Source organism: Rossellomorea sp. GQ25 (assembly GCF_059758515.1).
This window is the reverse complement of sequence record NZ_JCAXEQ010000003.1, coordinates 268,503-289,317: the sequence shown is the minus strand read 5'-3', so window position 1 is coordinate 289,317 and position 20,815 is coordinate 268,503. Positions and strand designations below refer to the sequence as shown.

18 protein-coding genes, 2 pseudogenes and 1 riboswitch are annotated in these 20,815 nt (G+C 39.1%); of the genes and pseudogenes, 4 read left to right on the top strand and 16 right to left on the bottom strand.

Annotation, left to right across the window (positions count from 1 at the left end; all coding sequences use genetic code 11):
- Positions 1–17 precede the first annotated feature (17 nt).
- From AC6CIB_RS12225 to rpoN, 10 genes are all read right to left on the bottom strand, one after another.
- The gene (locus AC6CIB_RS12225) at positions 18–764 is read right to left on the bottom strand and encodes an alpha/beta hydrolase (RefSeq protein ID WP_498281010.1); all 747 of its coding nucleotides are present in this window, start codon (positions 762–764) and stop codon (positions 18–20) included.
- A gap of 362 nt (positions 765–1,126) precedes the next feature.
- A complete protein-coding gene (gene secG, locus AC6CIB_RS12220; protein WP_148995353.1) occupies positions 1,127–1,354 on the bottom strand; it encodes a preprotein translocase subunit SecG in 228 nt (75 codons plus the stop codon).
- Between the two features lie 160 nt (positions 1,355–1,514).
- Entirely contained in the window at positions 1,515–2,807 is a 1,293-nt protein-coding gene (eno, locus tag AC6CIB_RS12215; RefSeq protein WP_044338271.1) for a phosphopyruvate hydratase, read from the bottom strand.
- A complete protein-coding gene (gene gpmI / locus AC6CIB_RS12210; protein ID WP_498281008.1) occupies positions 2,808–4,355 on the bottom strand; it encodes a 2,3-bisphosphoglycerate-independent phosphoglycerate mutase in 1,548 nt (515 codons plus the stop codon).
- Positions 4,348–5,112, bottom strand: a complete 765-nt coding sequence (gene tpiA / locus AC6CIB_RS12205) for a triose-phosphate isomerase (protein WP_498281006.1) — start codon at positions 5,110–5,112, stop codon at positions 4,348–4,350. The genes gpmI and tpiA overlap by 8 nt, the downstream gene beginning before the upstream one ends.
- A gap of 59 nt (positions 5,113–5,171) precedes the next feature.
- On the bottom strand, positions 5,172–6,356 hold the full coding sequence (locus tag AC6CIB_RS12200; protein WP_498281004.1) for a phosphoglycerate kinase: 1,185 nt from the start codon (positions 6,354–6,356) through the stop codon (positions 5,172–5,174).
- Positions 6,357–6,538: 182 nt separating this feature from the next.
- Positions 6,539–7,546: a type I glyceraldehyde-3-phosphate dehydrogenase gene (gene gap, locus AC6CIB_RS12195; protein WP_044338275.1), complete on the bottom strand. Its 1,008-nt coding sequence runs from the start codon at positions 7,544–7,546 to the stop codon at positions 6,539–6,541.
- A gap of 56 nt (positions 7,547–7,602) precedes the next feature.
- Complete coding sequence (locus AC6CIB_RS12190; protein WP_498281002.1) at positions 7,603–8,622, bottom strand: sugar-binding transcriptional regulator; 1,020 nt, start codon at positions 8,620–8,622, stop codon at positions 7,603–7,605.
- Positions 8,623–8,771: 149 nt separating this feature from the next.
- Entirely contained in the window at positions 8,772–9,017 is a 246-nt protein-coding gene (locus tag AC6CIB_RS12185; protein WP_498281000.1) for a glutaredoxin family protein, read from the bottom strand.
- A gap of 95 nt (positions 9,018–9,112) precedes the next feature.
- Positions 9,113–10,453: an RNA polymerase factor sigma-54 gene (gene rpoN, locus AC6CIB_RS12180; protein WP_498280998.1), complete on the bottom strand. Its 1,341-nt coding sequence runs from the start codon at positions 10,451–10,453 to the stop codon at positions 9,113–9,115.
- A 594-nt stretch (positions 10,454–11,047) separates the two neighbouring features.
- On the opposite strand from rpoN, the gene AC6CIB_RS12175 reads away from it, so the two are divergent.
- Entirely contained in the window at positions 11,048–11,134 is an 87-nt protein-coding gene (locus AC6CIB_RS12175) for an SEC-C metal-binding domain-containing protein (RefSeq protein ID WP_498281404.1), read from the top strand.
- Positions 11,135–11,637: 503 nt separating this feature from the next.
- Here the strand turns inward: AC6CIB_RS12175 and AC6CIB_RS12170 are convergent.
- Entirely contained in the window at positions 11,638–11,886 is a 249-nt protein-coding gene (locus AC6CIB_RS12170) for a hypothetical protein (protein WP_498280996.1), read from the bottom strand.
- Between the two features lie 394 nt (positions 11,887–12,280).
- A pseudogene (locus AC6CIB_RS12165) lies at positions 12,281–12,647 on the bottom strand (IS110 family transposase); the annotation flags it as partial.
- 373 nt (positions 12,648–13,020) lie between these two features.
- Here AC6CIB_RS12165 and AC6CIB_RS12160 point away from each other — a divergent pair.
- Positions 13,021–14,239: pseudogene (locus AC6CIB_RS12160) on the top strand (IS110 family RNA-guided transposase).
- Positions 14,240–14,518: 279 nt separating this feature from the next.
- Positions 14,519–14,604, top strand: a riboswitch (cyclic di-GMP riboswitch).
- A gap of 574 nt (positions 14,605–15,178) precedes the next feature.
- Here AC6CIB_RS12160 and tatC read toward each other — a convergent pair.
- The 4 genes from tatC to AC6CIB_RS12140 form a co-directional block, all read right to left on the bottom strand.
- Complete coding sequence (gene tatC / locus AC6CIB_RS12155) at positions 15,179–15,904, bottom strand: twin-arginine translocase subunit TatC (RefSeq protein WP_498280994.1); 726 nt, start codon at positions 15,902–15,904, stop codon at positions 15,179–15,181.
- 154 nt (positions 15,905–16,058) lie between these two features.
- Positions 16,059–16,235 (bottom strand): twin-arginine translocase TatA/TatE family subunit, encoded by a 177-nt coding sequence (gene tatA / locus AC6CIB_RS12150; protein WP_498280992.1) that lies wholly within the window; start codon positions 16,233–16,235, stop codon positions 16,059–16,061.
- 29 nt (positions 16,236–16,264) lie between these two features.
- Positions 16,265–17,638 carry a peptidoglycan-binding protein gene (locus AC6CIB_RS12145; RefSeq protein WP_498280990.1) on the bottom strand — a complete coding sequence of 458 codons (1,374 nt, stop codon included), beginning with the start codon at positions 17,636–17,638 and terminating at the stop codon, positions 16,265–16,267.
- 22 nt (positions 17,639–17,660) lie between these two features.
- The gene (locus AC6CIB_RS12140; protein WP_498280988.1) at positions 17,661–17,921 is read right to left on the bottom strand and encodes a twin-arginine translocation signal domain-containing protein; all 261 of its coding nucleotides are present in this window, start codon (positions 17,919–17,921) and stop codon (positions 17,661–17,663) included.
- Between the two features lie 1,379 nt (positions 17,922–19,300).
- On the opposite strand from AC6CIB_RS12140, the gene AC6CIB_RS12135 reads away from it, so the two are divergent.
- Positions 19,301–20,077, top strand: coding sequence for a M23 family metallopeptidase (locus AC6CIB_RS12135; protein ID WP_498280986.1), 777 nt, complete (start codon positions 19,301–19,303; stop codon positions 20,075–20,077).
- A gap of 42 nt (positions 20,078–20,119) precedes the next feature.
- The gene (locus AC6CIB_RS12130; protein WP_498280984.1) at positions 20,120–20,476 is read left to right on the top strand and encodes an SH3 domain-containing protein; all 357 of its coding nucleotides are present in this window, start codon (positions 20,120–20,122) and stop codon (positions 20,474–20,476) included.
- The last annotated feature ends 339 nt before the right edge of the window (positions 20,477–20,815 follow it).

The following is a 20,815-nucleotide window of genomic DNA, read 5'->3' as shown; positions in this document are numbered from 1 at the left end:
CCTGATCATCGAATTCATCAAACCGTCCAATCTAATTTCTCTAAGAAACCGTAGACGTCTTCATGAAGCTGTTCTTTTTCTTTATCTAATGTAATCACATGACCAGACTCTTCGTACCACTTAATGCCTTTCTCATCGGATTCAACGTTATCATAGATGATATTCGCAGAATCCGTATTGATCATATGGTCATGCCTTGCCTGTACCACGAACGTCGGTGAATAGATCATATCCACATTTTCACGCACGTCTGCAATCAATTCCTGCAGGGCCTTCAATGTATCCATCGGCGTTTTCTTAAACTCTTCTATTTCTTTTTCAATTTGTTCTTCGGGTTTTCCTTCAAATTTCTTAAATTCACGGGCGTAATCCACGACCCCTTTATACATTACTTCTTCACTTTTTATATACATCGGTGCACACATAGGGACAATACCCTTTACAGGTACAGTGTAACCTAATTTAAGAGAAAATACCCCTCCAAGAGAAAGGCCGGCAACCGCAATCTCTTCATACCCATTACTCTTTAAATGCTCATAGCCGTCCATGACATCCTGCCACCAATCTTCCGGGCCGGTATGAACCAATTCTTCCGGCGGCACACCGTGCCCTTTATAGTGAGGGGCGTGGGATGAATAGCCCTTCTTTTCCAAGTAACGGCCAAGCATTCGGACGTCGGCGGAATTCCCGGTGAATCCGTGAAGCAATAAGACGGCCCGGGGACCTGCCTCAAAGGTGAATGGTTTTGGTAATACGGTTTTCATAGCTAGTGACTCCTTTTAGCTGATTTTAAACAAACGTTTGATTAGTTCATAGGAACCTTGTTTTGTAGGGCCTCAACGTGTTAAACAGTTGTTTAAATATTTTTATTATGTAATGGGATTTTCACTTGTTTTTTGTTAAACAAACGTTTGATTAGTTGTTAAAAAGCTTGATACTGCAAGCTTCTCTCTGTTAAACGATCGTTTAATTCGTTCTTCTTCTCTATTTTTAGCAAACATCGGTCAGACAATCCAATATTTCGCTTGAAAAGTAATTATTTTCATTGAAAGAAGAAATTACTCCGCTACACTACTTGCATGATAAATAAAAAAACCTGACCTTAATGATCAGGTTTTTGTACGTATTAGATAGCTACGATGGCAATGGTCAGTACGAAGAAAAGTACCGATAATACGATTGTGATTCTGTGTAGTACTAAGTCAATACCACGAGCTTTTTGTTTTCCGAAAAGTTGTTCTGCACCACCAGAGATGGCCCCTGAAAGTCCAGCACTTTTACCTGATTGAAGTAATACAATGGCGATAAGTGCGATTGATACGATAATAAGTAAAGTGACTAATAAAGTGTGCATGAGTCCCACCTCCTGATACGAACATAACATTACTACTAGTTTACCATAGGGATTATGGAGTGGACAAGGTAATATTGTTTGAATTGTGGAAAGAGTTGGTTAGGGATGAAACAAAAAACAGCCCGATCCAAAGACGGGGCTGCTTTTCAAATTGCTTGTATTAGCGATTTACGTTATAGAATGTTTTCGCTCCAAGATATTGAGCTGTGTGAGCTAATTGATCTTCGATGCGAAGAAGTTGGTTGTATTTCGCTACGCGGTCTGTACGTGATGGCGCACCTGTTTTGATTTGACCAGCGTTTGTTGCTACTGCAATGTCAGCGATCGTGCTGTCTTCTGTTTCACCAGAACGGTGAGAGATGACTGCTGTGTAACCAGCGCGTTTAGCCATTTCGATTGCATCGAATGTTTCAGTAAGTGTACCGATTTGGTTCACTTTGATCAGGATCGAGTTACCGATACCCTGCTCGATACCTTGAGAAAGCTTAGTTGTGTTTGTAACGAATAGGTCATCACCTACTAACTGAACTTTCTTACCGATACGCTCAGTTAGAAGTTTGAAACCATCCCAGTCGTTCTCGTCAAGACCGTCTTCGATTGAAACGATTGGATATTTGTTACACATTTCTTCATACCAATCAACCATTTCAGCAGATGAACGAACAACGCCTTCTCCTGAAAGATGGTATTTACCGTCTTCTTTGTTGTAGATTTCAGAAGCTGCAACGTCCATTGCAAGAAGAACTTCTTCTCCTGGCTTGTATCCAGCTTTTTCGATTGCTTCAATAATCGTAGAAAGAGCTTCTTCATTAGACTTAAGGTTTGGAGCAAATCCGCCTTCGTCACCAACTGCAGTGTTGTAACCTTTACCTTTAAGCACTGATTTAAGGCTGTGGAAGATTTCTGTACCCATGCGCAGACCTTCTTTAAATGTCGAAGCTCCTACAGGCATGATCATGAATTCCTGGATGTCTACGTTGTTGTCAGCGTGCTCTCCACCGTTAACGATGTTCATCATTGGTACTGGAAGCTGCTTCGCGTTGAATCCGCCAAGGTATTGGTATAATTCCACTCCGAAGAAGTCAGCAGCTGCACGAGCTACAGCCATAGAGACACCAAGGATTGCATTCGCACCCAGTTTACCTTTGTTTTCTGTACCGTCAAGAGCGATCATTGCTTGGTCGATTGCTACTTGTTCAGTGATGTCATAACCGATCAGTTCTTCAGCGATTTCGTTGTTCACGTTATCAACTGCTTTTTGTACCCCTTTACCAAGGTAGCGGCCTTTTTCACCGTCACGAAGTTCAACTGCTTCGTACTCTCCAGTTGAAGCTCCAGATGGAACTAGTGCGCGTCCGAAAGCACCTGATTGTGTATAAACTTCTACTTCAATTGTTGGGTTACCGCGTGAATCCAGTACTTCACGAGCATATACGTCTGTAATAAATGGCATTTAGAATCTCTCCTTATTTTTTAATAGTGATTTCCCAGTCATTTCAGCTGGTTGATTAACATTTAATAAATCTAGCATGGTTGGAGCAAGGTCTCCTAAAATTCCACCGTCACGAAGTTCGATTCCTTCTTTCGTTACGATGACAGGAACCGGGTTCGTCGTGTGAGCCGTCATAGGCTTACCTTCTTCAGTCAGAACTTCATCTGCATTCCCGTGGTCCGCTGTGATGATGGCTGTTCCGCCTTTTTCAATGATAAGGTCAATGATTTTCCCAAGACACTCATCCACTGTTTCAACCGCTTTGATCGTCGGCTCAAGCATTCCTGAGTGTCCGACCATATCCGGGTTTGCAAAGTTCAGGATAATTGCATCCTGACGGTCTTCACGGATTTCTTCAAGTAAAGCATCCGTCACCTCATACGCACTCATTTCAGGCTTTAAGTCATACGTTGCCACTTTAGGAGAATCGATGAGAATTCGTTTTTCCCCCGGAAATTCATCTTCACGTCCGCCACTCATAAAGAAGGTGACATGAGGATATTTCTCCGTCTCCGCGATACGTAATTGTTTCAGTCCGTTTTGGGAAAGGACTTCACCAAGTGTATTATCAAGGTTTGTCGGTTTAAATGCAACAAATCCATCAACTGTTTCACTGAATCGTGTTAGGCAGACAAAGTGAAGGTTCTTCGGATGCTTCTCTCCACGTTCAAATGAACGGAAATCTGCATTGGCAAATGTATTCGAGATTTGGATTGCTCGGTCTGGACGGAAGTTGTAAAAGATGACAGCATCGTCATCCTGGATCGTTGCAACCGGCTCTCCGTTTTCTTTCGTCATGACAGATGGAATGACGAATTCATCGTAGATTCCATTTTCGTAAGAATCGTTCACAAGTTCCATCGGATCATGATAGCTTGGGCCTTCACCGTAAACCATGGCACGGTAAGATTTCTCTACACGTTCCCAGCGCTTGTCACGGTCCATGGAATAATAACGACCTGAAATCGTCGCAAATTGACCCACGCCGATTTCTTTCATTTTCGCTTCAGCATCCTGGATGAATCCTTTTGCTGTTTGGGGTCCAACGTCACGTCCATCAAGGAAAGCATGAATATATACATTTTTAATGCCTTCTTTTGCTGCTAAACCAAGAAGAGCATAAAGATGTTCAATGTGACTGTGAACCCCTCCATCAGAAAGAAGTCCAAAGATATGAAGATTTGTTCCTTTTGATTTCGCGTGATTGATCGCATCCAGGAAAGTGGCATTGGTTTCAAATTCACCTTCACGAATCGCTAAATTCACACGGGTTAAGCTTTGGTACACGATACGTCCGGCACCAATATTTAAGTGACCGACTTCGGAGTTTCCCATTTGTCCTGCAGGAAGTCCTACTGCTTCGCCACTTGCAGTTAATTGATTATGAGGGTACTGATTCCACAAACGATCAAAGTTCGGTTTGTTCGCTTGGGCTACAGCGTTTCCTTCTTTTGTATTACGGCAAGCAAAACCATCTAAGATGATTAACGCTACTGGTGACTTACTCATGTGTGCTTGCCCCTTCTAAAAGTTGCAAGAAGCTTTGTGGTTCAAGGCTTGCTCCACCTACAAGGGCACCATCGATATCTGATTGAGCCATGTATTCTTTAATGTTGTTAGGTTTTACACTTCCGCCGTATTGAATTCTCACTGTGTCTGCCGCTTCCTCAGAAAATTCTCCTGAAACCACTTGACGGATATGAGCACATACTTCGTTGGCATCTTCTGCTGTAGAGGATTTACCTGTTCCGATTGCCCAGATTGGTTCATAAGCAATGACGGTATGTTTCACTTGATCTGCTGATAGGCCGGCAAGAGCTTTTTTCACTTGGTTACCAACAAGTTCTTTTGTTTCATTATTTTCGCGTTGCTCGAGCGTCTCCCCTACACAAACGATTGGCGTTAATCCGTGTTTGAAAGCAGCTAGAGTCTTTTTGTTCACTGACTCGTCTGTTTCATTGAACATTTCACGACGCTCAGAATGTCCAAGGATGACATATTTTACGCCTAAGTCAGTAAGTGCTACAGGACTGATTTCCCCTGTGAATGCTCCATTTTCTTCAAAGTGCATATTTTGAGCACCAATTTCTACCTTGTATTCTTTCGAAATGTTCACTAAGCTTTCTAAAAATAGAGCTGGAGAACAGATGACAGAATCGACAACCTCTTGATCAGGAACTAACCCCTGTACTTCTTCAGTAAAAGATTTTGCTTCTGATAACGTTTTGTTCATTTTCCAGTTACCCGCAATAATCGGTTTACGCATTGTACTCATCCTTTCTGTTTTATATCGGTTTCCACAAAAATGTTGGTCTAAAAGAAAGATTATTTATCGTTAAGAGCCACCACTCCAGGAAGTTCTTTTCCTTCCATGAACTCAAGTGAAGCTCCGCCACCTGTAGAAATATGACTCATCTTATCAGCATAACCGAATTTCTCAACGGCTGCTGCAGAGTCACCGCCACCGATAACAGAATATGTATCTGTTGCATCGGCTAACGCCTCCGCTACGACTTTTGTTCCATTTGCAAATGTTTCTAATTCGAATACACCCATCGGTCCATTCCATATTACAAGCTTAGAGCTTTTAATAGTGTCTTGGAATAACGCTCTCGTCTTAGGTCCGATATCAAGTGCTTCCCAATCAGAAGGAATCGAATCGATATCCACTTCCTTCGTATTTGCATCATTTGAGAAGTCATCAGCAACGACTACATCAACAGGCATAAGGAATTTAACGCCTTTATCTTCTGCTTTTTTCATGAATTGCTTGGCTAAATCAATCTTGTCTTCTTCAAGAAGTGACTTTCCTACCTCATGGCCTTGGGCTTTCACAAATGTGTAAGCAAGTCCTCCACCAATGATCAGGTTGTCCACTTTATCTAATAAGTTATCGATGACACCGATTTTATCTTTTACTTTTGCTCCACCAACGATGGCTGTAAATGGGCGTTCAGGGTTAGATAGAGCTTTTCCTAATACGTCCAGCTCTTTCTCCATTAGAAGGCCCGCTACAGCTGGAAGATGCTTGGCAATTCCTTCAGTAGAAGCATGTGCACGGTGAGCGGCACCAAATGCATCGTTTACATAGAGGTCAGCAAGAGCTGCAAATTCCTTTGCGAGTTCAGGATCATTCTTCGTTTCTCCCGGGTAGAAGCGTACGTTTTCCACTACAAGAACGTCGCCTTCAGCCATGTCACTGATCTTTGATTGAACAGCTTCACCATAAGCTTCATCCGCTTTTGCTACATCTTTTCCAAGAAGCTCGGAAAGTCTTTCGGCTACCGGCGTTAAGCGCAGCTCTTCTACCACTTCACCTTTAGGACGACCCAAGTGACTAGCGAGAATGACTTTAGCTCCGCCATCTACTAAGTACTTAATAGTAGGAAGAGCAGCTTGAATACGGGTTTCATCTGTAATCTTGCCTTCAGACATCGGTACGTTGAAGTCTACACGGCAAAATACGCGTTTCCCTCTTACATCGACATCTTTAATCGACTTTTTATTCATCGTAAAAGGCCTCCTTAAGTTTTCAATTTCTACTCTATTTTCAAAAAAATAGAAATAGCAATAAGAAAAGGGAGAGGGGAATCTTCCCCGCTCCCCTTCATCACATCTTCATTATAGATGGTGGGACAAAATTTATCCATTAATCACCATGCTAATGATGTCAATTTACAAAACTTTATCGATTAAAGTCCTTTAGAAGCGATATAACCTGCAAGATCAACTACACGGTTAGAGTATCCACTCTCGTTATCATACCAAGAAATCACTTTGACCATGTTGTCTTCTAGAACCATTGTAGATAATGCGTCGATTGTAGAAGAAGCCGGGCTACCGTTGTAATCAGTTGATACTAAAGGCTCTTCGCTGTACGCAAGGATTCCTTTAAGATCGCCTTCAGCAGCTTCTTTAAGAGCCGCATTTACATCTTCAGCTGTTACGTTTTTATCTAATTCAGCAACTAAGTCTACTAAAGAAACGTTTGGAGTTGGAACACGAACCGCTCCACCGTTCAGTTTCCCTTTAAGCTCAGGAAGAACCAGGGATACAGCTTTCGCAGCACCTGTAGTTGTTGGAATCATGTTCTCAGCAGCTGCACGGGCACGACGGTAATCTTTGTGTGGTAAGTCTAAGATTTGTTGATCGTTCGTGTAAGAATGGATGGTTGTCATCATTCCACGCTTGATTCCGAATTTATCGTTAAGTACTTTAGCGAATGGAGCTAAGCAGTTAGTTGTACAAGAAGCGTTAGAGATAACATCGTGGCTAGCCGCGTCATACTTGTCTTCGTTAACACCCATAACCACTGTGATGTCTTCATCTGAAGCAGGAGCAGAGATGATTACTTTTTTCGCACCAGCTTCGATATGTTTTGCAGCGTCTGCACGCTTAGTGAAACGGCCAGTAGATTCAACAACGATATCTACCCCAAGATCTCCCCAACCAAGTTGAGCAGGATCGCGCTCAGCTAATACTTTTACTTTTTTACCGCCAACTACAAGGTAGTCACCGTCAACAGTTACTTTCTCTTGAAGTGTCCCGTGAACTGTATCATATTGTAAAAGGTGAGCAAGCATATTTGCATCAGTTAAGTCATTAACTGCTACTACCTCTACGTCGTTATTTTTAAGTGCTGCACGGAATACATTACGTCCGATACGTCCAAATCCGTTAATACCAATTTTTGTTGCCATGAATAATTTCCTCCTTTAGATAGTTAAGGATGATTTTTTTATATTTCAAAAGGGCTTTACCCTTTTAAAAGCGCTCTTGCTGCTCCTTCATCCGTGATAAGCACGGTTTTAGTTGGAGCACTCTTCATATAAGCCCGGATTGCTTTCGCTTTCGAGCTGCCGCCTGCGACGGCAATGACGTTTTCGATATGACTTAAATCTTCTAATTGCAGGCCGATCGTTGGCACCTTATGTACCACTTCACCCGCTTCGTTAAAATAATAACCAAATGCTTCACCGACAGCATGACCACCTGTGATTTTCTCAAAGTCCTCATCAGTGGTCTTTCGTCTTTCAGCCATTGTGATAGCATCTCCAATCCCATGGAGAACCATGTTAGCCGATTTGATCAAATTCAAAACTTCTTTAATCATCGGTTCTTTCAAGAAGGACTTGTATACTTCTTTACTAACCTGATCCGGCACATATAAGACACGATGTCGCGTTCTCGTATGCTCAGCCATCTTGGCACATATGGTGTTAGCCTGGTTTTTAACGTCTTCTCCAATTCCACCCCGAGCAGGAACAAACAAGGTATCGTCAGAGAAATCAGGTGTCAGCCTTTCTGCCACGGCTGCCATCGTCGAACCTCCAGTCACAGCGATGATAGTATTTCCTTTCAGGTGACGTTTCATACTAGAAGCTGATGCACGCCCTAATTCTTCTTTTACCCAAGGAGACTCATCACTATTCCCAGGAACGATTACAATTTCATGAAGATTAAGTAAAGATTTTAATTCCTTCTCCATTACGTTGATTCCCGAAACCTCTCTCATCATGCTTTCCAGGTTTTCTAAAAGCTGAATACCATCCTCCGTCATGATCATTCCAGAGGTTTTAATATCAATGAGATCTTGGTTGTTCAGGAACTCCACTTCGCTTCTCAGTACACGTTCGGTCAGGCCCATGTTCTGAGCAAGACTTCTGCGTCCGACAGGTTGCATGAACCGGATGGATCGGAGAATTTGATGCCTTTTTTGCATAACTTCAAGCAGGTCAGGTAATAATCGCTTTTGTATGTCAATTAAAGATTCCATAGATAAAAGCTCCTTCAAATGAAGTGAGTGGATTTGTTGGACTTTTAAAGTCCCACATAGACATATTATGTCCCACTACCTCTAAAAAAAATTCATCCCTGCTTTCAAAGTTCATTTTATCAGGGTATGAATCGTAATTCAACTAGAAACTATCGGGTTTTTTCATGTAAACGCTTGCTCAGCGTAAAATAATCAATTTGCCCATATTGAAGGATTTCCCCGTCAAGTTCCACGACAGGTATCATCAATCCGAAACGTTCGATCAGATCATCACTTTCATCGATGTCGATTTCATTTATTTCGAATTCTAATTCATCCTGGAGTAGTCGTAAGGTGATTTTTGCCTCTTCGCATAGTCCGCATTGTGTTCGTGTGTAGAATAGGACTTGGTTCATGTCAGTGCCTCGCTTTATATTAATGGTTGAGATTTGAGGTTGTACCCGGTACAGGATGGTGGAATTGTACCAGGTGCATTCTCTAGTATAATCTTCTATTCATACCTCTTCCTCATCGTAGAAGATGCAACCCCTAATTGATCACGGTATTTAGCAATCGTTCTTCTAGAGACATCATAACCCTTATCCAATAATAGATTCACTATTTTCTGATCAGATAGGGGCTTTTTCTTGTCTTCTTCATCAATAAGCTTTTGGAGCTCATTTTTCACCGATGTCGCAGATGCCGTTTCGGAATACTCGAGCTTGACCGATTTGATGGCTGAGGTGAAGAAGTACTTCAATTCATAAATGCCATAAGGAGTTTGCATATACTTGCCTTTCACAGCACGGCTGATCGTTGATTCATGAACATCGATTTCATCTGCCACCTGCTTTAACGTTAGTGGCTGAATCGCAGATGGCCCTTTTAAGAAGAAGGCCTTCTGCTTCTCAGCAAGTTTCTTCCCCACTTTCAGGATTGTTTGCTTTCGCTGCCTCAAACTTTGCAATAACCACTGGAAATCCTGCTCCTTTTCCTGAAGATAGGACTGGACTTCCTTATCAGGATGAAGCTGTAAGAAATCTGTGTACTCTTCATTATATGTGACGTTTATAGTCGTACCGTCATACAACGATACGGCCACGGTATGACCATCGATTACTTTCACTACCAGTTCAGGAATAATGTATTCAGCGATTTGCTGAGAATATTTTGAACCGGGTCTCGGATTGCATTGCCGGATAAAATCAGCTACTTGTTGGATGTCTTTTAGTTCAACCGAAAGATCCTTGGCGATTGTCTTCCACTTCTTTTCGGCAAAAGCTTGAAAATGATTTTCTACAATCATCGTAACCAGAGGAGGAACATTGGCTTTCCTCTGCAGCTGAAGAGATATGCACTCCTTCAGAGATCTGGCTCCTACCCCGGCTGGTTCTAATTCCTGAAGCCTACTAATATAGTTTTCTAGTTGATCCATTTCCAGACCATGTGTTTGAACGAAGAATTCTTCGTCTATTCTCAAATAGCCGTTGTCATCCAGGCTATATATTAATTCTTCCATTATCTTTCTCCCTGAAAAAGTAAGCGATTTCAAATTTAATTGAACAAATAATGCATCCGCAAGGGACTTCTTTGGTACGGAAACATATTCATACCAATCCACCGTGTTTTCGTGATTTCCGGTATTTCGTTTAAACCAATGAGGTTCTCGGTGATGAAGGGGGTCTTGCTTTGGCAGTTCTAATTGTATAAGGGGATTCTCTAATTGCTTAGATTCTAGATAAGCATTCAATTCCATCGTAGAATATTGGAGGATGGTGATGGCTTGAGAAAGCTGCTGTGTCATTTGAAGTTTTAATTGTTGATTTTGAAAAAGTCCTGCTTTCAAATTCATGATTCTTAACCTCCCATTTATTTATTCTACAATAAAAAGCGTGGTTCGTTAATGGGAATTTACTGGGTAACGTATATAATAACGAAAAACGCCAAGGTTCCCTCCCTATCAAGGATCCTTGGCTTCTTCATTTATTTAGTTACTTGCGTTAATTTGTATTTCACGCAAACCTTCCATTCTACTGAAAATCTACTATTAGTCTTTTGTTGTTCTGATGTACGTTGAAAAGAAACTTCCTACATACTAACTTATCAATGAAAAGAATGTTCCTACATTATACGATTATCCTAGATAATTCGAGACAGAAGGGGCATCTGGTGATGGTGATACCTATAACAACAATAGTCAAAAACAAAATCAACACCATGCTTCAACTCCCTCTTAAGGCAGACATTTATACTAAAGTATTCACCAATCCTGCCTCGATTGATGAATATCATTGCTTATATCTTATTCTAGATAACCACTCAATTATTTAATAATTTTACATTATTGCATTCTAAGGTGTTCCATAAGTAATTTAATTGGCGGTGTACAAAAATCATTAGAACTTATCCTCTTTTTTCATTTCAATGAAAGGACGTATAAAGATAGATGATTGGTCGAAATGACCCTTGCCCTTGTGGGAGTGGGAAAAAGTATAAAAAGTGCTGTATAAATAAGAATTTAGACAAAAATTGATTTTGGAAACAGCGACCTTTGGTACTTGGCTCTGAATATCCATACAATGAACAACTGGTATATTCGTTTTTTGCTGTATTTGAACACTCTATTAAAAAGGCTTGGCGTGGTGCTTGTCATGGGATTTCTAGTATTCTTTATATCCTATTAAAAGAGTAAGGGATCGATTGTCATCTACAACTTTTTTAAAAAAAGCAGATGGATTCCACTTCCCAGATCAGATGTTATGTCGACTATCTCTTTAAGAAAAGACTAAAAAATATTCTAATTATCACTGCGGAACACAGGTCCAACTCAACGAAACCTTTCTTAAGATTAAATTGAAACCAAAACCCCTGAATTTCTACTAAAAATCTACTATTAATCTTTTATTTGTTCTAAGAAAACTTATGTGTGACTCAAACAATTCGGGTATGACTGCAAACAAAAAAGGCCAAGAGCACTAAAAAAATTGCTCTGCATTAAAGCCCCCGTATAGTCGAAGAACATAATATGTTTGTAGACTAAAAATTGAATAAACCTACTAATAGAATTACAAGCATAATGGCAAGGTATATGTAGCTTTTTTTTATATAAAAAGTGATTATAAATACTAAAGAAATTAAAACCCAAAAGATATTATCTGCTACTGTTGGTAACAGGTCAAAGAAAAATAGGTCAATTGTATTCTTTAACAATAATATTAATACTAATGCCATTAAGATTGAGTCAGTTGTTTTATTTTCTTTTTTATGATTTTTAATAGATTCCACGAACTCCCCCATTTTAAATTACACAAACCTCCCTCTATAAAGAAAGAGATAACTCTTGTTTTCTCGCTTATTCTCAATATTTCTATGAGATTTATTTACGTAAGACATTTGAAGTATGGATAGATGTTGAAAGTAAGGGTAATTTTGGGCATATAGAGAGAAAGAAAGCTAACCTCCCCAGCCACTTCAATCCAAAAAGTGGTTAACTAGTAAAAGTATGGTCGCACTGGTGGATCTCCACATTTCTCATGGAGGTCAACCCTCCCAATTCTCACAGAGGAGAAGCTCTTCAATATCAGAATCTAACTCTTCGAACCTTTCAATTATCAACTCATACTTTTCTAGTAAGGTGCGGAGCTCTAATTTAGCCATTTTTGAGCCTTCACGAATGCCAAATAACTTTGGCATCTTTCACATCGTTTTTGGTTGGTGAGTTATCATCCAATTCCTTGGACTTCTTTACATGCATGGGATTCACCACGACAAACTTAATCCCTTTCTCTTTTAGGAAATGAGCGAGATTTAGCCAGTAATGTCCTGTAGGTTCCATGCCAATAATCACCTTGTCCATTTCATTTTCGTCCATTAGCTGCTTGATCCAACCTATTAAAAGCTCGAAGTGAGCTTGTGTATTTTCAACGTGACAAGGTGTGCCAAACTCCAATCCTCTGAAGTCTTGAGCACGTGCGACATGCTTGAATTTCGCAATGTCTACTCCTATAAGTAATTTGAGCAATCTTTTGATTTTGGTTATAATTCATCTTGTAGGCCTCCTGGTATATATGATTTTGTCCGTTTTGCTGGCCAGCTCAGGACACTCATATCATACCAAGAGGTTATTTTTTTGTTCAAACCCCATTTTTCTTCATAACAGGAATGCTGCCCCTTTCGTATTATAAGGTCAATCAGTTAATTCTGGTTGGCCTATTTTATATAGGTTATTCTTTAGGTAGCCGGGGGAGGACGTTCCTGCCCTTGGGACTTAGATCCCGTCAGTTATACTGTCCCCCCTACTTATAGAAACATGTTTGAGGCTGGTTGGGGCGTATTGATCCCGTATAATAAGCGAAGCTATGATACTACTAGGAGGAATTAGGGGTTACTGGCAAGTTGAATTAGAGGAGGAGATTTAAAATGAATCTAGTCGTAGGTCTGGATGTTTCAAAAGGTGAAAGTGAGGTACAGGCCTTTTTAGATAAGGGCAAACCTTACGGTAAAAGTTTTAGTATCAAACATGATTTGGATGGGCTAGGAGAATTACTTGAGTTTTTGGAAAGTGTAAAAGATAAAACCGGTATTCAACCTTCGGTTGTTTTAGAAGCTACCGGGCATTATTACGCACCCGTTGTTCAGTTTCTGGAGCACCATCACTATTTATTAATCATTGTTAATCCACTAATCTCTCATAGAGCTAAAAGTTCTAGTTTACGAAAAGTTAAAACCGATGCCATCGATGCCTATCGTCTTTGTGAGCTTTACTACAAAGAGGATTTAGAACCATATAAAAAACGTGGTATTCAACTCTTAAATCTTCGTAATCTCACCAGGCAACTTATATGTTCAAACCAAGCTGCAATTTCAAGCAGTACTAGATCAAATTTCTCCTGAATACAGAGGAGTTTTTGGTGACTTATATTCCGTCGTGTCTTTGCTTATTCTAAAGGAATTCCCTGCTTCAAAAGATATTTTAGATGTTAGTGAAGATACGTTAGCAAATAAAATCAAGGAATTCAGTAACAATCGGTCTAAGAGATGGGCAGAAGAAAAAGTTCAAGAATTTAAGAAAGCTGCAGAACGAAACCAATTCAAGAAGACACTTTATCAGAGTCATTTACTGAGTCTTGGTATGTATATCAATATGCTTCTTCAATACAAAGAGCATCTATCTAGGTTGGACACAGAGATAGATACTCTCGCAAAGGAAGTTGAAGAATTTAAGATTATCCAATCTATCCCTGGTATCGGAGAAAAGATCGCCGCCACGATCATTTCTGAAATTGGTGAGATAGACCGGTTTAATCACCCCAAAAAGCTTGTTGCATTCGCAGGAGTTGATCCAGAAGTGTTTGAATCAGGTAAGTTTAAAGCTACTCTCGTTCGCATTACAAAACGAGGATCAAGCAGATTAAGGCACGCCTTAGATATGGCTGTTCGCTCTGGTATTCGGGACTGTCGAAAACAGAAAACAACGGATGAAATCATCCCTAGAAACAAAAGATTAAGAGCGTTTTACGATAAGAAGAGTGAAGAAGGCAAACTTTATAAAGTAGCCGTCATTGCTTGTGTAAATAAGCTCTTACATTGGATCTATGTCATATTAAAAAACAGAACCACTTTCCAAGATATAGCCTAATTAAGATTTCCATCTAAATAAGAAAAAACCTTCCAAACATACGTCTGCGGAAGGTTATTTGGCATGCGTATTTTTAGTATAACATGAGTTATTTTGAGTTTTTATTGAAAAATGTTGACAAACTATTAGCTGGTTTAGCTGAAGAAACAAATATAATCTTTACTGAAGTTTATCGTCGAAGTGCGACATAAACTGAAATTGTTGTCGAACTTTTTGTTTTATATTAAATTCATTATAGTTAACGGTAGTGTTACTATTGTTTTACATAGTTGTAAAGTTTTAGTGAAATGGCAAACCTTTCGAAAGATTGGGACGCAAAGCTACAGGTCTAAGGTTATAACAGCAATGACGGCTGAGCTACCTAGAATAGTACATATTTTAGGAGGGTAATATGTTGACTACTGCAAATACTTGTGAAAATGAACTAGACAAAGAATGGATTTAACTCATTATTGAGGCTCGTACTTTAGGAATTTCAGTTGAGGAAATTAGAGAATTTCTAAATAGATCATCTCGTCCTCTATGAGGTCAAGATGATCTATTTATTTGCTTGGCTCTATGGGTCAAAAGTGACCTATCACTAGAGTTTTTATTATTATTCAACAATCCTGCTCTGTACTTGAACAAGCTAGGGGCGGCTAATATATTCAGCAAACTCCCACTATAATGGAAGATAGAGTTTGGACTGATCAATTTTCCCAAACAAAATTGTTGAAATTCCTTTATGTGAAGGTTCTAGAGGGAACTTTGATCAGCATTCGCCTATTTAAATGTATAAGTAGATGTAAAAGTGTCTTTTAACAAGCCATAGTATTCTACATCTTCAAAGGTTCCCCACTTTAGATGATGCTACATTCTTCTTCACAACTGTTGCCCAAATTCTATTTAAGTCAATAGTAGTAAAACCAATACTTTGTGTTAACACACTAGTCTAACATATTAAATAACTTCTTTTGTTTTCTGAATCCTCTTTTGATTGATGAAGGAGGATAAACTTATGCTTAGTTCATAAATGAGTATAAGTGGAACTAGAACGAGTATGTCTGAAATAAAATCTGGAGGTGTCATTAATACAGATATTATCGTAATGACAAAGTAGGCGATCTTTCTGAATTTTTTTAATGTTCGTGGATTTAATATTCCAATAGCCGTTAGAAAAAGAATAATGACTGGCAGTTCAAACAAAAAACCAAAAGGAATTGTCAAGCTAATTAGAAAACTGAAATATTTCTCTGTAGTGTAAATTTGTTGGAATCCATCGCTAGCCAATTCTTGCATGAATGAAAGAACAATAGGAAATACAAGAAAATATCCAAAAGAAATTCCGATAATAAACAGTATAAATAAAGCTGGTATTAGTATAAACGTTGCTCTTCTTTCATGTTTTTGAAGGGCTGGAGATACAAATCTCCAAACATGATAAGCAGTTAGAGGAGTAGTAAGAGCAATCGCAAAAATAGCCGAAATTTTAAAATAAACCCACAATATATCTCCTGGTCCAAGTAAGGCAAGCTTAATTTCTAGGTCTTTTACTAACCAATCATAAACATGTTCTACAAAAATAAAAGAAAAAATGAAAAAGAGTAAAAAACTACAAAGGACATAAATGATTCTTTTCCTCATTTCTTCTAAATGGGCAATTAATTCAATTTCCTCATCAATCATTTGTTCACCTCTTAAAATGGAAAATACAGCTGTCAAAAGGTGGTCGGAACTACTATGTATATCATATATAAAGGGGCATCTAAGTATGATGTTAGTAGTCCTGACACCTTTTTTGGAAAAGCATTATAAACCTATTACTTTTTAATTCAATTAATTAAGAATTATTATCTTCCTTTTTAGAATCCGAAGATACTAGATCCTTGGTCGCGTTTTTAAATTCCTTTAATGTGTTACCAAAAGCACGTCCAACTTCTGGGAGTTTTGAAGGACCAAAGATGATAAGAGCAATGACTAATATAAGGATTAATCCAGGAACTCCAATGTTTGGCATGTTATCATTTCCTTTCTGTTAAATTTTTCTTAAGCGAATAGCCTTTGCCATGTTGAAGGGCCAGGAATACCATCGGTATCGCTGCCGGACCAACCTTGTGCCCTTTGGAAGGCAGCGCATGCTTGACGGTCTGCCTCACTCCACTTAGGACCTGCCCCAACAGTATAATATTGACTGAACCCTTTTTTTATTAATCGCTTACCCATGGCGGTGACGTACTCGTTATTTGCCCCAGGACCAAAGAAGTGGCTTCCAGGAAATTCTGATACATTTGGAGCACTCCCAACAACCTCAAACAATCTTTGCCAAGTCGTCGGACCTGGATATCCATCCGCACCGCTCCCTGTCCACCCTTGAGCTTTTTGAAACTCTTGACAATTTAGTCGATCGGCTTCGCTCCAAGCAGGACCGGGCCCGACGGAATAGTGTCGACCAAATCCTGCCTTCACTAACTGAACTCCTAATAATTTCACATATTGGTTTGAGGCGCCAGCCTGAAAATATTGTGTACCCGGAAATGCTGGAGGCCAGTTGCTTCCGCCACTCCCTCCGCTACCATAATAAATGGTAGAAAGGCGCTCCCAAGTGGACGAACCAGGAATACCATCTGCACCACTTCCACTCCAGCCTTGTGCTCTTTGAAAAGCAGCACAAGCTTGGCGGTCTGTTTCTGTAAATCGAGGTCCAGCTCCTACTTGATAGTAACTACCATATCCCGCCTTTATAAGCATTTTCCCTAACAGCGTGACATAGTTATTATAAGCACCAATGTAGAAATATCTTCCTCCTGGGAATGAAGTAGGGTTATCTCCAGTTCCACTGTTACCATAAGGGGGTTGGGTCGGTTTGACTGCACCACCTGCTCCATCACCCGTCCCAGGGGACGAGCTAGTATAAAATTCGTAATAAGGTATTGCAAAGCCCACTATTTTCGAATCCGATAGACGGCGATATCGACGAAACACTCCCTGAATATGTTCTCCTTTGGAAGGGACGAAGGTATTTCCTTCTACCGTTAACACTGCTTGTTCACCAGGATAATATTGTTCTACGATGCCAATATGTGAATCTCCACTAAAGAATATAAGACACCCTGTTGCCCTAGGAGCCCGATTAGGGTCATTTCCGATGTAATCAATGAATCTAGATTTGGACATATACTCACCAAAAGTTTCATGAAACCACCGATGCTCTCTAACAGCAGCACTGCGGGCGAATAGTGGACGATGCTCCCCATTGAAATCCATATTCCCTGATTTCGCAGCACACCAGCTAACAAAAATCGCACACCAAGGCTGATTGTTTAAACCGAACCATCTCCCATACTTATTGTCATTATTACTTCCTTCCAATGTTCCAATCTGAGAAATGGCTGTATTGACCATGTTCACCCGTAAAGACATAAAAGTTACCTCCCGAATTTGTTCATTGATTTAATTTATAGATAGCCTCTACATCCATTAGAAGTACATTTGGGTCTTGAGGTAGTTCTACCTCCATTTCTAAAATGGTATCCCCCCATGTACCAGGTTCTTTCGGTAAATCCTCTGGATCTGCCGTGGGTGAATCCATTGTTTCGTTCATTCTCGCTAAAGCTTTGACAGGCAAACTAGCGGCAGTTAACGTTACCAAACCAGCTCCTAGGTATCCCAAAAATTTACGTCTGTTTAACTTTCTCTTTTTCACGATTCCATCCTCCTTCACAAACTATTCACTTGGTATAGTGGCATTTTTTAATTTCTTTAGAACATTCAAACAATTACACAATTCGACTAAAATTATACTTTTTTACATAAATTATGTAATGAGTAATTTAGATTATCTATCCATAGTACTTATTACGTTATTTAGTATAAGGAAAGCAGATAGAAGTTAATTTTTGTGGTTCAGAGCTTATAATTATGGTGATTTTAGTCCATAGTAGTAATTATTAGTTTTAAACTATCTGATATTAACCGTAGAAATATAACCATTTATTAGTGTGAATTTATAAGTTAGGGACCATATTAGAGGGTAGGTTCAGATAAAAAATTAAGGATTAATATCTTAAAGCAAAAAGACTAATTTCTCATATAAACTCTGAGAAATTAGGCTTTTTTATCCTTTCATTGAAGAAGTACGCTATCTATTATTTTTTAGGACTAAGTATACGTATGTATCGTATACCTCTCCATTTTGATCCATATTTAATCATACAGATCACTTTCTTTTTTGAAATCCAACTTTGATTAGCTAATTATTTGATTCGTTATTATTGAAACAACTTCACTAATAAGACCTAATTCATCAAATCTAAATTAAATTACTGTTTTTACCACTACGAAAGTATGACCCCCATCTTCATTGTTCAGAGTGTAGTTCATAACCGATTTCAGCCCGTTTATTTTTCGTTTGCAAAGCATTAAAACTCCACATCTTTTGCTGCTAATCCTTTTTCAACATTTTCCATTAGTCTGTTGTGTATTCTTTAAAGTCAAAGCTTTCTCGTTTGATGTTAATCATGACAAACCTAATCATATTTTTCATGCCTTCCCCCTGCTCGTTCAATTAGTCTCTATTTATCTCTTATAGGTTGGATAGTGTTATTAGGACCGTGCCAATCTTTTTTAAAGCGGAACCAAGAACTCCATACAACTCAAACTCATTCTGGACTTTTGCCTACTATCAGTTCAAGCGTTGCATCCATTCAATCGACACTTCCTAAATACTATTTGAATAAGTATCTCTAATCTTCACCCTACCAATAATTTCAAATATTCAGCCTTTAAGCAATGCCTCTCTTCCATTAAATGGCTCGATTACGGAACAAGCATAAATAAGTAATCGGAAGTAGCCCCTGATCTACTTATTCCAGGATTTAAAGCTATAGCCCCCACTATTAAATACTTTATGTAAACTAGAGTAGGAGTGGGAAAGTATCATTTCCTAATATAATTATAGGAATAACTCATAGAAAATTTTTACTTATATGTTAGCATTATGAAAAAGGAGGTGTTACATGATAGATATGGGTGTTGTGAAAGAAGTCGATTATTTTTCATGAAAATTTTAGGAGGAAGATAGAGATGAAGTTAAATAGTTTTAAGGTATTTATAGTTGCCATTCTTTTTTTAGGATCAGGACTTTTTAGTACAAGTCAAGTATCCGCAGCTTCCCCTTCTTTTCAAATGCCTTTTCCATGTGGACAAGTGTGGGAAGGTCAAACACGAACTAATCATAATCCATTGAATTCTGTTGACTTCAACCGATCCAATGATCATGGAGATACAGTCGTCTCCTCTGCTTCAGGTTCGGTCGTTACTGTCAGGGATCTCGGAAGTTCTAGTTATGGGAAGTATATTGTGATTGATCACGGGAATGGATGGTCAACATTATATGCTCACTTGAATTCTTTCAATGTATCGAATGGACAAAGCGTATCTCAAGGACAGAAGATTGGAACAGTTGGTGAAACAGGTAATGTCACAGGGGCACATCTTCATTTTGAACAACGGTATAATGGTTCTGCACAAAAAATTTCATTTAATGGTTCTCAAATTACCTACTATGGTGCTAAGAACTATACGAGCAAAAATTCATGCTCTTCTGAGGGTGTAACCGGAACTGTTAATACAGATTCAGGGATTTCACTTAATGTTCGCTCAGGACCAGGAACTAATTATGGAGTTGTAGGCTCGGTTGCGGATGGACAGAAAGTAACCATCACTTGTCAGAAACGTGGAGAAACCGTTACGGGTAAATATGGAACAAGTAATCTATGGAGTTTCATCGGAGAAGGGTATATTTCCGATACTTATGTCTTTACTGGATCTGATGGACAAGTAGCCCCTACCTGCAATTAAAATACTTAAATCAAATGATATTTAGGAGAAAGAGGGATTAAAATGAGTAAACTAAAAAAGCGTGGAATTCTATCCATTGTGATAGCATCATTGTTCTTTTTTTCTAGTAATGCACTTGCACTCCAATATTACACTCTCTCTACTAACAGTGGTACTCCACTAAATATGCGTAGTGGTCCAGGTACAAATTATCCTATTATGCTTTCTATTCCTAGTGGATCGAGGGTTCCTTACTATTGTTACTCTTATGGTACAACTGTGACAGGGAAGTATGGAACCAGTAATATTTGGGATCAAATCCAATGGAAAGATTCCCGGGGAGTCGTGAATATTGGATATATCTCTGACACGTATCTCTACACAGGGTCAGACGGACCGGTCGGTATCCAATGCAACTAACTCAAAATAAATCATCCTAATAGGATATACTCTATTACGATTGATAATGAAGAACATTAATACGTGGAGATGAAACCTTATTCCCTGATTACACTTAAAAGGGCAACCTTCTGCATAATTGAGTATCTCCAGCTTTATTACACCGTTATACTAATCAGCAGCACCCAAAACGGTCCTGCTGATTAGGCTTTTACATTCCTTTTTAAAAGCATATCCATTACAGTACCATTATTTGATTAATCTCCAGTAATTAACTGATTGACCTTATAATACGAAATGGCTCTTTAATCAAACAGAAATGTATTTTCTCGCACTAACACCTTTAGCTTCCCCACAGCT

Excerpts from the sequence above, each read along its gene's own strand:
- AC6CIB_RS12225 (WP_498281010.1), bottom strand. The coding sequence starts at position 764 with ATGAAAACCGTATTACCAAAACCATTCACCTTTGAGGCAGGTCCCCGG.
- secG (WP_148995353.1), bottom strand. The coding sequence starts at position 1,354 with ATGCACACTTTATTAGTCACTTTACTTATTATCGTATCAATCGCACTT.
- eno (WP_044338271.1), bottom strand. The coding sequence starts at position 2,807 with ATGCCATTTATTACAGACGTATATGCTCGTGAAGTACTGGATTCACGC.
- gpmI (WP_498281008.1), bottom strand. The coding sequence starts at position 4,355 with ATGAGTAAGTCACCAGTAGCGTTAATCATCTTAGATGGTTTTGCTTGC.
- tpiA (WP_498281006.1), bottom strand. The coding sequence starts at position 5,112 with ATGCGTAAACCGATTATTGCGGGTAACTGGAAAATGAACAAAACGTTA.
- AC6CIB_RS12200 (WP_498281004.1), bottom strand. The coding sequence starts at position 6,356 with ATGAATAAAAAGTCGATTAAAGATGTCGATGTAAGAGGGAAACGCGTA.
- gap (WP_044338275.1), bottom strand. The coding sequence starts at position 7,546 with ATGGCAACAAAAATTGGTATTAACGGATTTGGACGTATCGGACGTAAT.
- AC6CIB_RS12190 (WP_498281002.1), bottom strand. The coding sequence starts at position 8,622 with ATGGAATCTTTAATTGACATACAAAAGCGATTATTACCTGACCTGCTT.
- AC6CIB_RS12185 (WP_498281000.1), bottom strand. The coding sequence starts at position 9,017 with ATGAACCAAGTCCTATTCTACACACGAACACAATGCGGACTATGCGAA.
- rpoN (WP_498280998.1), bottom strand. The coding sequence starts at position 10,453 with ATGAATTTGAAAGCAGGACTTTTTCAAAATCAACAATTAAAACTTCAA.
- AC6CIB_RS12175 (WP_498281404.1), top strand. The coding sequence starts at position 11,048 with ATGATTGGTCGAAATGACCCTTGCCCTTGTGGGAGTGGGAAAAAGTAT.
- tatC (WP_498280994.1), bottom strand. The coding sequence starts at position 15,904 with ATGATTGATGAGGAAATTGAATTAATTGCCCATTTAGAAGAAATGAGG.
- tatA (WP_498280992.1), bottom strand. The coding sequence starts at position 16,235 with ATGCCAAACATTGGAGTTCCTGGATTAATCCTTATATTAGTCATTGCT.
- AC6CIB_RS12145 (WP_498280990.1), bottom strand. The coding sequence starts at position 17,638 with ATGTCTTTACGGGTGAACATGGTCAATACAGCCATTTCTCAGATTGGA.
- AC6CIB_RS12135 (WP_498280986.1), top strand. The coding sequence starts at position 19,301 with ATGAAGTTAAATAGTTTTAAGGTATTTATAGTTGCCATTCTTTTTTTA.
- AC6CIB_RS12130 (WP_498280984.1), top strand. The coding sequence starts at position 20,120 with ATGAGTAAACTAAAAAAGCGTGGAATTCTATCCATTGTGATAGCATCA.